The organism is Xylanibacter rarus, from assembly GCF_001275135.1.
Classification (GTDB): Bacteria; Bacteroidota; Bacteroidia; order Bacteroidales; family Bacteroidaceae; genus Prevotella; species Prevotella rara.
The window spans coordinates 169,927-183,429 of sequence record NZ_LFQU01000002.1; the positions used below are offsets into that span (position 1 = coordinate 169,927).

A 13,503-nucleotide genomic window follows, 5' to 3' on the forward strand; every position below is an offset into this window, starting at 1 on the left:
GCCTTCAAACCGGCAGGTATAAATAGAGACTTGGGAACGAAACTTCGCTCGCCTTATCACGTAGGAAAAAAATACTATTTACGCCTATTTGCCGGGGGAGACTGCGGAAGAAGATGTAAATTGTCGGGAGACTGGCTCTACTTTTCACCGCGTTCGGGCCACAGGGTGTAGTCTAAGGCGCGGTTGCTGTCGGGAGCAATCTCTATCGGAGCATTGTCCTGCCGTGCGTCGTCTGATGCCGTGGAGCGGTTGTAGAGCGTAACAGCCACATAAGCAGTGAGCGCAGCAACAACTAATGACAGCAATGCAACTACGATGCGCTAACGGTTGTCTGTGCGCGGCAGCGACATCACGGCCGACATGTCTGCCGGACGCTCAGAGGCGTTGCGCCGGGTGCAGGCTGCGGCTATGCGGCGCAGATAGGCGTCGCCAGTAAGCCGGGCCATGTCTCTTACCACCATTCCGAACGAATAGATGTCGGCCTTTATGTCGGGCTTGGCGTCGGGCTGAAGCTGCTCCGGGGCGATGTAGCCCGATGAGCCGGCAGGACATTTCAGTACGTTGAAATAGTCGCTGTCCGACAGGCTGAAGTCTATCAGCTTGGTGTTGTGGCCGTTGTGCGTTATCATTATGTTCGAAGGCTTCAGGTCGCGGTGTATTATCTGCTTGCTGTGTATGTATCCGAGTGCGTCGGCCAGCTGCTCGGTTACTCTGCGCGCCATGTCGGGCGTCAGCGTCTTGCTGTCAATGAGGCTCTTCAGCGTGTCGCCGTCGATATATTCCATAACGATGACCGTGCCCAGTTCTGCCACCTCCTCCATGCTTATGGTGCGGCAGATGTGCGGATGGTCCATCTGCAGCCCAATCTCAAACTCCTTGGCAAGGGCCTGACGGTAGACGGGCGTGTAGGCAAAGTCGGGCTTCAGGCATTTCAGCGTATAGCGCTTGCCGAAGCGTGTAGCTGTCAGCAGGCGCGTATGTCCCGACCTCGACACATAGAACTCGCTTATGTCTCTGAAGGCGTTCTGCACGGGTATGCGCACGGCGCTGTCCATCTCGCCGTCTATGTCGCTCATGTATCCTGAGGGGCTGTCGTCCAATATTTCGGTGTCTGAATTGTTCATTTCTCGATGTTGATGACGTTAATTATGGTTAGTCCGCCGTTGCGGCCTGCCACAAAGGGCGCCGTGCGGCCGTCAGGGCGCTCGATGTAGGGCAGATAGAGCGGCTGCTCCTTGATGAAGCATCCTGTGACGAAGCTGTCGCCGGGCACGAGCTTGCTGTTCTGCGACAACACCACCTCATAGCGGCTCTCGCCCACGTAGCGCAGGCGCACCAGGCGGTTAGGGCTCCAGCCTATCTCCACCTCAGTTCCGGCATCGAGCTCGTTGCTGATGAGCTGCTTGGCGTTGAAGAACGACGAGTTGTAGCGTGTGCTTGTCTTGAGCCACGAAACAAAGGCGTAATAGTTGGCATGGCCAAGATACTGGGCCAGGATGTCGAGCGTAAACATGCGCGGTTTGTGGCTGTCGTTGACATATCCCCAGAGCCTCTTGAGCGTCGACGCCGACACGTTCTGTCCGGTGTCGTGGCTCAGATGAACCGAAAACTCCTCAAAGTCGGTTGTCGTGCCGAGCGTCTTTCCATATTTCTGTTCAATGAGCAGCTTCAGCTCCTCTATTTCAGGTGTATTCATTGTCATAAACTTAAATGCTGTTTTGTTTGTAAATGAGCAGCACGCGTCATTCCTCTACGATGGTGCCGAAGCGCTTCCAGCTCGAGTCGGCACGATAGAAGTTGCGCCGTCCCTTGGGCACGTGCAGCGTGCATGTAGGCAGAAAGTCGGGCGTGCTGGTCAGGGCGTTGCTGTTGCACACGGGCGGATACTGTGCGTCGACATACAGATGCTCGAGCGGACAGCCGTCGAACACATAGTCGGATATCAGCTCTGTGGCTGCACCGAGGCGCACCGTGGTGAGCTTGTCGCACTTCTGGAAGGTGGCTGTGGGTATGAGTCTAAGCCCTGACGGCATGACCACTTCCTCTACGCTGCTGCCGTAGAACACGGCTTGCCCTATCTCCGTGAGGTTGTCGGGCAGGGTGAAGCGTGTTATGTGGCAACCCTGGAAGGCATAGTCGCCTATAGCCTTGACTGTGGACGGCAGCGTATAGTCGCCCTGCTTGCCTATGGGGAACCACAGTATCTCTGTGGCACCGGCGTCGAACAGCACTCCGTCTATGCTGCTGTATGCAGTGTTGGCGGCTGACACGTTGATGGCGGCGAGCGCCGTGCAGCCCGACGACGGACTGATGTCGGTGGCTGATGCCGGTATGGTTATCTCTTTGAGCGCCGTGCAGTTCATGAAGGCGTCTTTCTCTATCTTGACGGCATCGGAAGGCAGAGTAACGCTTGTAAGCAGGGTGCAGTCGGCAAAGAGGCCGTAACCCACTACATTATTCTCGGTGTATCGCGACGAGCCGTACACTCCTCCGCCCTCCACGATATGGGCGTCGGCCATGTTTACCTGCGCAAGGCGGCCAGCCGTGGCAGAGCCGTCGATGTCGCGTCCCATCATCTGGCGCAGGCACCGCAGGTCGTCGCCGTTCATAGGGCCGGCAATAGACAGCGTAGTATACTCGTATTTGCTGTCGCCCATAAGTTCTTCAAACTCGCCCGCATCGGCCAGCAGAACGGCATCAGACGTGGTTATGGTCAGCGCCTCGCCCACGCTCTCGCCCTCGCCGTTGGCGGCGTAGGCCTTTATCTCGTAGGTGGCATTCTGGCGCAGTCCGCCTATGCGCACCCTCATGCCAACGCCTTCAGCGCCCGGCGTCTCAGCCTCTACGCTCTGCGTGTCGCCCGTCTCAATGTCGGTTACGTAGCATCCCGTGGAGGTTATAGTCTCGTTGCCGTCGTCCGTTATTTCATATTCTACAATGACGCTCATTGGGCCTTGGCTCAGCACTGCCGGCACGCCCACCGTGGGCCTGTCGTTTGGCACGGTTACAAAGGTCATCGTGTTGCCATGCAGCTCCACGCGGCCATTGGTAGCATGGAGTCTGTAGTAGTACATCGTGCCCGGCTGAAGCCCCGTCAGCTGTATTTTCACCTTGTTGCCGTCGGGGGCAAGCACGCCTGTGGTGTGGTCCATCTGGTCTGTCGTACCGTATCTGAAGCGCAGCTCCGGCATGTCGGTACTTCCCTGCAGCACCACCTCGCCTGCGATGACGGCCTCTGTGCGCGTTACGCCCGAAGCCTCACCCGTTACGAGGCGCGGCTCAAAGTTATCCGGAGCCTCATCGCTGCTGCATGCGGCCAGCGTCAGCAGCAGCGCTATCAGTGTGGTGAGTGATAATATCCTTGTCTTCATCTTTTGCCAATGTTAATGCCTACACCTATGCAGCCCTGCCACTGGCGTCCGGCTATGGTTACGGCAGATGCCGACACGCTTATCCGTCCGAACGACAGCACCACGCCAAGCTCGGCTGCGAGGCCCTTGTGTGTCAGGCCGTCGTTGAGCGCAAGTCCGCCTCCTTCGCTCTCAGCCAGCTCCCATGCCGTGGCCGTGCGGCCATAGCCAATGCCCTCAAACAGGCTGACCATGCGCCCGAGGCGGTGTATCGCTCCGGCCGTCACGGTGTATGTCGAGTGGCGTGTCTGTCCTGTGTAATATGGTTTTATGCTGCTTCCGTCGGTAAATCCTTCCTTGTCGCAGGTGGTTACGGTCTTGCCTATGCTGCGCAGGTCGGCACTTGCATGAACGAAGAAGCCATGGCGGCGCATTAATGCCACCATGACACCCCACGAAGGTCCGTTTTCGTGCATCGAAACTGTAAACAGGGCATGAGTCCTGAGCGGCAGCTTCGGCCGCCGCTTCTTCACGGCTATTGTGTCGACGATGGTCTTTGTCAGCACAATAGTGTCGTGCTTAAGGGCTATGTCAGGCTTGGGCGAGTTGATGACCATCTCGTAGGTCATGTGGCTCTCGAGCGGTTTCTCAAACTTATAGTCGCGCATGACGCCCCATTCAGGATGTTTTATGGTAATCTTTTTTGTGCCTTTGGGCAGATAAAGCCATATCTCGCCTACATTGTCCTTACGCATGACAATGCCCAAAGGCGACGAGAAGGCATACTCGGGCGTGGCCGTAACCTTCAGCAGGGCGCACGCCTCGTCGTTGAGGTCGCGCACCGGAGTGATAAAGGCGCTCACGTCGTTGGGCAAGACGCGAAACTTAGTCACGCTGAACTGCTGTGCCAGGGCCGTGCCGCAGCCTGCCATGCAGAGCATGAGCGTCAGCAGCAGTGCCTTTAACGTGCGTATATGTAACATCTTGCCTGTCATATAGGTTTGTTTAAAGTGATAATGTCGTTTGTCTTAGCTTAACTTGTCTTTAGTTACTCCAGGTTGAAGTCTCTGATGTTCATCACTTCGTTATCATCGCTGATGGTCTCTGTCGGCTGCCATGTGCGCACATGTATCAGCGGCATCGACTCGTTGCGGAAGTCCCAGAGCAGGAAGAGGTAGCCGTCGTCAGCATAGCGGTCGCTCTTGTACTGCTGGCGGAGGCTGACGCCGTAGATGCCGTCCATGGTTGGATGGCGCATTATGCGGAAGTCGGAGAACTTTACGCTTATGTTCTTGCTGGCGGCAAAGGCCTTGCTTAGCCGCGATATGTATTCTTTCTTGGTGCGGATGTTATACTCAACACGCGACGCCGGCATAAACTTGCCTTCGCTGCCGGCCTTGGTCTTGACCACGTTGCCCACGATGATGAGGGCCTGCTCGCTGAACACCTGGCGCAGAAAGTCGATGTCCTTGGTAGTGTAGGCCATGCGGAAGTGTTCGCAGTAGTTGAGTATCACGCGGCGGCGCTGAGCGTCGTCAACTGACAGTTTGCCTGCAAGGATCTTGGCAGCCTCCTTATAGAAAGGATTGCTGCGTGCCATTTGTTTCAGGTCACCGCCGGTCATGCTGCCCGACCTGTCTGCCTTGCCGCTATTCTGTCCGCCTTCGTATGTGCTCTGTCCGGGGGCCTGTGCCATGGTGCTGCTCTCCTCTTGCTCAACCGTAGAGGGTATGCCAGTGCCTGTGCTGAAGAACGTCACGTTGCCGTTGCGGTCGACAAATCCCTCGCGGCCTGTGCCGTTCTCGCGGAAGCGCAGCTGTCCGTTGCGGTAGCGCACGTCGAACATGCAGTTGCGCAGCGGTATGGCGAAGAGCAGTCTGTCGTTTTCGTCTACCACCGCAAAGGTCTCATATCCCTTGCCGTCAACGCGGCCAACAAGCTCGAGCCCCTCATGCAGCCCGTATCTGTTGATGTTTTTTTGCTGTCAGTCTGTCCGAGGGTGGGCTGCAGCCCCAAAGCCACAGCCACACCCCCTAAAATGAGAGTTAGTATGGATAGTATATATATTGTCGCTTTCATTCAAGTTGATAACCGGCAAGACTATTGCCAACCGACAATCTCGCCTCCTATTTCAATTTTAATCTGTTCAGGGTTGCCTGATATGATGAAGTTTACAAGATGTTCCGTACCGGGCTTAAACTGGAACGTGCTCTCGTAGAGATACGACACGCCGTCCATCACAACCTCTATCAGCGGCATGCGGTTGGCCACGCGCTGAGGCACTATTATGGCCGAATAGATATAGCTGCTTATCTGTCGGGCCCTTATCGTGGTGCCGTTGCCCCTTACATATTTTGTGGCAACGCCGGCACTTAGGTCTATGGTCGACTCAGGCACAGTGTTATGCACATACACCTCGGCGTATGTAGGCATCTCGCCCTCAAAGTCCTCGCCCTTTATCAGGCGTATGGTGAGCTTGCTCATTATGTGCTTGAAGGCCAGGGTTACGGGAGAGTTTGACGCGCTGACGTTGTTGGTCTGTGCATACAGGAAGTCGCTGGCCTCATAGCCGTCGGCCGTGCTCTGGTCGGTCTGCACGCTGAAGGGCAGGTCCTCGATAGAGCTTACGGACGTCATGTAGGGATAATAGGCGTAGAAATTATACGTGCCTTCATCCCAATAGAGTGTGCGGCTTGCAGTCCATGAGCTGCCGCTGCACGTCAGCGGCTCGTTGTTCACAAGATTGCCGCCTATCTCGAGGGGCTTGTCGGTGCTGCTTGCGAACAGGCCTATCCTGTCGCCGTTCTCGAATCCCGAGTCGGTCACCCTTGTGCGCTGTGAAGGATGAGTCACCTCAAACCTCATGGGCGTATGCCTTGCGTCTACCGGTGTGTCGTCTTCCTGGCTGCATCCGGCTGCTATCAGCGCAACAAGTGCAAGACCTATATGTATAATACGCTTTTTCATCGTCTTTATTATTTAATTTACTTAAAAATTTATACTAAAATAGCATTTTTCACGTTATCCACAATTTCCGTTTCATGTTTTTATCTGTGGCGGCGTGCCTTGCGCATGTTGCTGAGCGGACTGCCCTTATGTATCTTGGGCGGCATATGCTGTCCGTGCCCGACGCTTACAGAACCGACACCCATGCCGCGGGTTACGATGCCTGCATCACGTTTGTCGTTGGCAACAAATTCCTCGAACGAGAATGTCTCGCCGGCATAGCGTTTGATACGCCTTACGATGCTCTCACGGCTTATTGTGCTGTAATAAGGAATATCGTTGTTCATGCATGAATTCTGTTCTGAACGGAACACTCCGCGACTGTGCATGAATCCGCCTTCATAGATGTCAACAACATCGCTGTATCGGCTGTCGGAAATAAGGTGGCTCCATGGCACTTCGTGCATCTTGCCCGTAAGCGACAGGTTGTCGTACCATCCAAGCGACTTTGCCCAGTTGATGGCGTCTACATGGCCGCAGCACGTGCAGTTGCAGAAGTCGATGAAGGCGTTATGGTAGATATACTCGTCGCCAAGCTTGCCGAAGCCGTGGCCGCCTGCCTCATGTTGTATCACTCCGCGGGTGTCGAGCGGATAGCCATAGGTGCTCCGCGGACAGAAGGCTATAGCCGAACCATCCTCCCACATCTGGCAGATGCCGCCGTATTCGGTAGTGTTGGGCACAATTATTATCAGCGTCTGGTTCAAGTTGTTCTGGTTTACGGTCGGTGCATTGAGTGCATAGCTGAATATCTCGTCATAGTCGGCACGCAAGCCGACACCACTGGTGAATGTTGTGCCGAAACGGTTGTAGCGTATGGTGTTCACCGTGCCTATACCGCTCTCGTTAGACATGGCAAAACCTATGTAGATGTTGAAGTATTTTGAGTATGTCTTATAAGGCTCTATGGTTATAAGATATTGAGCAGCCTCTTTCAGGGCAGGAAGACAGTCGCCTTCGGCTATGTCTTTGGCGTTGTATCCGTCGCCTATAATCACAACGTTTATTCCGCCTGTGTTGCCTCGTGTTGCTTTCTGCAGCGTCAGCCACTCGTCTTCACCATAGATGTAGTCATACTGGCTTACGCTGCACGTATGGGTATAGTCTTCATTTTTCAGTTTGAACACCACTTCGCCGGTTCTGTTGCCGGCACCTTTCGACAAAGTGTTTATACTTATGGTAACCTCCGTCTTGCCTTTGCCGCTCATTGGCGACAGTTCACACCAGTCGGGCTTGCTCTCCACTTCCCATTCGCCTTCAGCATCCAGCACCAATGTCTGCGTATGTCCGTTGTTCAGTGCGCATACCGTAGACGGACGGCATACCAATTCATGATGGGCGGCAATGCGCTTGAAGTCGCACCATCCCGGTGCCGCCTGATACTGGGCTATGGCACTTTCGGGCACCTCAAGCGTAAAATTATCCTTGGCAACACCGTTGAAAGAATTATCCGACACACGCGGTGGCACTTCACCCTTACATACAATCGAACCGATGCCGTAGCACTCGTTAAAAGCATTGCTTTGTATGTTTTCAATACTTTCGGGTATTATCAATCCTTCCAGGCTGCGGCAGTTTGAGAATGCATCAGAGCCTATTGTCTGCAAGCCATCAGGAAATTCAACAACACCCATAAGACGCCAGTTGCCGGCAAATGCACCATTTCCTATCGATGCTATATCATTAGGAAGTTTAAGCGTACCTGAAAAATCGCATCCGAAAAAAGCGTTTGCTCCAAGCGTTGTCAAATCCTTTGGTAATACTAATTCACCTTTGAGAGGACTACCTTCAAACGCACCTGTCTGTATCCCCGTTATGCCATCATGCAATTGGAGAGTTCCATTAAGACCTGTATTTTGGAATGCATATTGTGATATTGATGTTACTCCTTGCGGTATTCTCAGGTCACCTGAAAGGTTAGTAGCTTTTGCAAAAGCAAAGTCACCTATGAATTCTAGCTTTTCAGGAAGTACAAGATTGCCATAATAACCATCATTTCCAGCAAAAGCATTATGTCCGATATATTTCAAATTGTTTGGAAGTTTCAGTTCGCAATTAAAATGACAATCGTTAAATGCTCCATGAATGTCTGCAGCTCCGCCACCGCCAATATACTCAAGAGTACTTGGCAATGACAAAGTTCCTGTAAGTGATGTGCACCATAAAAATGCGCTTGGTCCAATTTCGGTTACACCTTCAGGTATTGTTATTGAGCCGGTAAGATTTACACAACTACGAAAAGCACATTCACCAATACCTTTTAGCGTGTCTGGGAGAACAACTCTCAGAAGTGAAGTTTTTTCGTTAAACGCACTTCTAGTTATTATATCATCTTTTTCTTCATTACTATCGGGTGCATCGCCTTTAACCCAAGGTTTAAGTCCCATAGCTCCACTAACTCTAACTTCTTTCATGTTCAGCGACTGCAACATATCCATAGAGTCACGCATGAAATAGAAGTCTTGACTGTTTATCCTTCCCGTTATCTTCAGGTTCTTCAACCTTGTATAGTCTTTGTTTGCGGCAATTATTGCGTCTTTAAGATGGCCGGGGGTAGAGTTTATTATAATATACTCTTTTGCAGTGGCGTTATGGCTTACGAGGTCGTTCTCCCATGGCGTGATGCTCTCGCTTACAAGTGTGAGGGCATATTGTCCGCTTACAGACTTTTTATCGACGCGGATTGTGAAGTTGCTCATCTTTCCTGCCGTATACGTAAACGCCTCGTTCTTACTGAACTTATAAGGTATTCCGCCGATGGTTATGCTGAACAGCGTGGCTCCTGCCGGTACGGTCTGAGGCACAACTATTGCACGCCACTCGTCGCCTACGCGTGCCGGCATTGTTGATGTCTGCTCTATGCCGCCGCTTGCCTTTACAGTTCCGTCAGCAAGGTTTATCGTAGCCTCGCGTATCAGGTTGGTGGCAAGTACCACACGCTCTGTCTGCTCCCATTCTCCGTCGGCAAAGCCTGTACCCTCAGTAAGTGTTACGCGGGCGTTGGCCATGCGGTGAGCCATGGGCAGACGGATAACCTTATCTGTCGGAGCCACGTCGGCCACCTTGCCCCACAGAAAGTCGCTGGCCTCATAGCCGCCCATCGTGCCGTCTTCCGATGGTTTGCTCTGGTCGCGCTCTACGGTGAACTGATAGGCGTCTATGCTCTCGGGACTGCCGAAGGGATAATATCCGTATATGTCCACGTGAGTGTGGTCGTCTTTCCAATAAATATCATAGGCCGAGTTCCATTTATAGGCAGCTTCGTCGAACGTATGGCGCACGTTGTCTGCCCTATTGCCGTTCAACTGCAGTGTTCCCGGCGTGTTGCCGTTATAGTCGACAATATACACGCCCATCACGTCGCCGTCGGCAAAGCCGTTGTCGTTTACTCTCGTAACCGCCAGCTGGTCAATCTCGCCCGACAAAGTTATCTTCTTTCCGTTGCCGCGACCTGTGTCATCGGTAAACAGATCATCAGAGCATCCTGCCAACAGGTGGCAGAATGCTAATATATATATTAAAATTTTGTATTGGTTCTGTCTTCTCATAATCTTATGGCTTTATCATTTGTTTAAGACTTTAGCCGCCATCCATATAGACTCGAACGTGGTCAGCGTCTGTGCCTGCGCGCTTTCCTTATGCTCTTTAGCGGACTGCCCTTATGTATCTTGGGCGGCATCTGTCGTCCATGATATGTTGATGTTGAGCCTACGCCGCGTGTGGCACTGACTGCACTACTTGCGTCAGTCTTGTCGTTGGCCACAAATTCCTCAAACGAGAATGTCTCGCCGGCATATTTCTTTATTCGCCTTACTATACTCTCGCGGCTTATGGCGTTGAAGTATGGCACATTGTTGTTCATGCACGAGTTCTGCTCTGAACGGAACACGCCGCGACTGTGCATAAATCCGCCTTCATAAATATCTACAAGATTGCTGTATCGGCTGTCGAATATCAGATGGCTCCATGGCACTTCGTGCATCTTGCCCGTGAGCGACAAGTTGTCGTACCAGCCGAGCGACTTTGCCCAATTAATAGCATCCACATGAGAACAACACATACAATGACATGCGTCGATGAAGGCATTGTGATATATATACTCATCGCCAAGCTTACCGAAGGCATGACCGCCTGCCTCATGCTGCAAAACTCCACGCGAGTCGTAAGGATATGCGTCTGTGCTGCGCGGACATATGGCTATGGCAGATCCGTCTTCCCACATCTGCGTTATGCCGCCGTATTCGGTAGTGTTGGGCACAATTATTATCAGCGTCTGGTTCAGGTTATTCTGGTTTACGGTCGGTGCGTTAAGCGCATAGCTGAATATCTCGTCATAGTCGGCACTTAGTCCGGTACCGCTAGTAAACGTTGTGCCGAAGCGGTTGTAGCGTATGGTGTTCAAAGTGCCTATACCGCTCTCGTTAGACATGGCAAAGCCTATGTAGATGTTAAAGTATTTTGAGTATGTCTTATATGGCTCTATGGTTATAAGATATTGTGCAGCCTCTTTCAGGGCAGGAAGACAGTCGCCTTCGGCTATGTCTTTTGCGTTGAATCCATCACCTATAATCACAACGTTTATTCCGCCTGTGTTGCCTCGTGTCGCCTTCTGCAGCGTCAGCCACTCGTCTTCACCATAGATGTAGTCATACTGGCTTACGCTGCACGTATGGGTATAGTCTTCATTTTTCAGCTTGAACACCACTTCGCCAGTTCTGTTGCCGGCACCTTTCGACAAAGTGTTTATACTTATAGTTACTTCCGTCTTGCCGTTACCGCTCATTGGCGACAGCTCACACCAGTCGGGCTTGCTCTCCACTTCCCATTCGCCTTCGGCATCCAACACCAATGTCTGCATGTGTCCGTTGTTCAGTGCGCATACCGTAGACGGACGGCATACCAACTCATGATGGGCGGCAATGCGCTTAAACTCATTCCAGCCGGTGGCTGTCTGATATTGTGGAACAGCCGACTCAGGCACTTCAACCGTAAAATTATCCTTTGGCACGCCATCGAAAGCATTGCTGCCAATATAAGGAGGTATTTCTCCTTCACATACGATAGAGTTTATGCCGAAGCAACTTGAAAAAGCTCCTTGACGAATACTTTCAACACTTCTAGGAATAATTAATCCTTGCAATCCTGAACAATAGCTAAATGCGTTATCTCCTATAGTTTGTATTTTATCAGGAAACTCCAAAATTCCAGACAACCGACTATTTTCATTAAAAGCATTATTACCAATTGACAATAAACTCTCAGGAAATTTTAAATTACCTGAAAAAGAACAACCGGTAAAGGCACCATCGCCAATTTTTGTAAGACCTTTAGGAAGTATAAGTTCTCCTTTAAAATCATTATTACAAAATGCCATACTCTCTATTTTTGTAATGCCATCTGGAAGATAAAGTGTGCCATTAAAACTACAATTGCCAAAAGACATTCCTGATATTTCTTTAATTTTTTGTGGTATTTTTAAATCACCTCTTAAATTTGTGCAAGAATTAAAAGCGCAAGCTCCAATATACGTCAAATTATCTTGAAGACTTAAATTACCATAAAATCCATTGTTATATTCAAATGCGTTAGCACCTATATATTGTAAATTTATGGGAAGAATTAATTGACAAGTAAAATCACAGCTATGAAATGCAGAACTAGCAATATATTTTAAAGTATTAGGCAAAGACAAATCCCCTTTTATACCTCTACAAAAGGCAAATGCGCTGTATCCAATACGTGTTACACCTTCAGGTATCATCAATGATCCACTAATATTTATACAATTTGAAAATGCACGTTCAGAAATAGCTTCAAGTTTATCTGGAAGCACTAGATACAACAATGACGACTTACCTTCCATTGCTACATAAGGTATCACGCCCTCTTTTTCTACATTATCACTTATCCCATTCCATTCTTGTTCCCCAAATTTTCCATACACTTTGACATCCTTCAAATTCAACGCCTCGAGCTGAGTCATCTCATTTTTCATAAACTCAAAATCTGTTGCGTCTATCTCTCCTGTTATCTTCAGGTTTTTCAGCTTTGTGTAGTCTTTGTTGGCAGCAATTATAGAACTTTTAAGATGTCCGCGTGTCGTGTTTATCACAATATACGCCTTGCCTTCGGCGTCGTGGCTTACTAGGTCGCTCTCCCATGGCGTGATGCTCTCGTTGACGAGCGTAAGAGTGTATTGTCCTGTTTCGGCTTTCTTGTCAACACGGATGGTGAAGTTGCTCATCTTTCCTGCCGTATAGGTGAATGCCTCGTTCTTGCTGAACTTATAAGGTATGCCGCCCACGGTTATGGTGAACAGCGTTGTGCCTGCCGCTACTGTCTGAGGCACAACTATGGCGCGCCACTCGTCACCTACTCTTGCAGGCACTGTGGCCGTAGGCTCTACGCTGCCTTTGGCTTTCACCGTTCCGTCGTTAAGGTTTATCTTTGCCCCTCGTATCAGGTTGGCCACGAGCACAGTGCGTTCTGTCTGCTCCCATTCGCCGTCGGCAAAGCCTGTACCCTCAGTAAGTGTTACGCGGGCGTTGGCCATACGGTGGGCCATGGGCAGACGTATTACTCTGTCAGTCGGGGCCACGTCGGCCACCTTTCCCCACAGAAAGTCGCTGGCCTCATATCCGCCCATCACGCCGTCCTCCGAAGGCTTGCTCTGGTCGCGCTCCACGGTGAACGGGTAGGCGTCTATGCTCTCCGGACTGCCGAAGGGATAGTATCCGTAGACGTCAATGTGTGTGTGGTCATCTTTCCAGTAGATGTCGTAGGCAGAGTTCCATTTGGCGTTGGCGGCGTCGTATGTATGGCGCACGTTGTCTGCCCTGTTGCCGCTCGGCTGCAGAGTGCCGGGCGTGTTGCCGTTATAGTCGACAATATACACGCCCATCACGTCGCCGTCGGCAAACCCGCTGTCGTTTACTCTCGTAACCGCCAGCTGGTCAATTTCGCCCGACAGTGTTATGCGGTTGCCGCTGCCGCGGCTTTCGTCTCCGCCGAAAAGATCGTCAGAACAGCCTGCCAATAAATGACAGACTGTGATTATATATATTAAAAGTTTGTATTGGTTGCTTTTTATGGTAATCATCTGCAGACTTTATTTAATGGCGTTAAATTTTTACATGCTACATTAGTA

9 protein-coding genes are annotated in these 13,503 nt (G+C 51.2%); all 9 read right to left on the reverse strand.

Annotation, left to right across the window (positions count from 1 at the left end):
* Positions 1–137 precede the first annotated feature (137 nt).
* Positions 138–305: a hypothetical protein gene (locus ACU52_RS14940; protein ID WP_156316877.1), complete on the reverse strand. Its 168-nt coding sequence runs from the start codon at positions 303–305 to the stop codon at positions 138–140.
* A 15-nt stretch (positions 306–320) separates the two neighbouring features.
* Positions 321–1,124 (reverse strand): serine/threonine protein kinase, encoded by an 804-nt coding sequence (locus ACU52_RS02435; RefSeq protein ID WP_053397622.1) that lies wholly within the window; start codon positions 1,122–1,124, stop codon positions 321–323.
* On the reverse strand, positions 1,121–1,702 hold the full coding sequence (locus ACU52_RS02440; RefSeq protein WP_053397623.1) for a hypothetical protein: 582 nt from the start codon (positions 1,700–1,702) through the stop codon (positions 1,121–1,123). Before ACU52_RS02440 ends, ACU52_RS02435 begins: the two co-directional genes overlap by 4 nt.
* 40 nt (positions 1,703–1,742) lie before the next feature.
* A complete protein-coding gene (locus tag ACU52_RS02445) occupies positions 1,743–3,371 on the reverse strand; it encodes a leucine-rich repeat domain-containing protein (RefSeq protein WP_053397624.1) in 1,629 nt (542 codons plus the stop codon).
* Positions 3,368–4,345, reverse strand: a complete 978-nt coding sequence (locus ACU52_RS02450; RefSeq protein ID WP_053397625.1) for a hypothetical protein — start codon at positions 4,343–4,345, stop codon at positions 3,368–3,370. Before ACU52_RS02450 ends, ACU52_RS02445 begins: the two co-directional genes overlap by 4 nt.
* 53 nt (positions 4,346–4,398) lie before the next feature.
* On the reverse strand, positions 4,399–5,247 hold the full coding sequence (locus tag ACU52_RS02455; RefSeq protein WP_053397626.1) for a hypothetical protein: 849 nt from the start codon (positions 5,245–5,247) through the stop codon (positions 4,399–4,401).
* Positions 5,248–5,450: 203 nt separating this feature from the next.
* Complete coding sequence (locus tag ACU52_RS02465) at positions 5,451–6,317, reverse strand: fimbrillin family protein (protein ID WP_053397628.1); 867 nt, start codon at positions 6,315–6,317, stop codon at positions 5,451–5,453.
* A gap of 80 nt (positions 6,318–6,397) precedes the next feature.
* Positions 6,398–9,904: a leucine-rich repeat protein gene (locus ACU52_RS02470; RefSeq protein WP_082335128.1), complete on the reverse strand. Its 3,507-nt coding sequence runs from the start codon at positions 9,902–9,904 to the stop codon at positions 6,398–6,400.
* 62 nt (positions 9,905–9,966) lie between these two features.
* Positions 9,967–13,455 (reverse strand): leucine-rich repeat protein, encoded by a 3,489-nt coding sequence (locus ACU52_RS02475; RefSeq protein WP_082335129.1) that lies wholly within the window; start codon positions 13,453–13,455, stop codon positions 9,967–9,969.
* Positions 13,456–13,503: the final 48 nt, after the last annotated feature.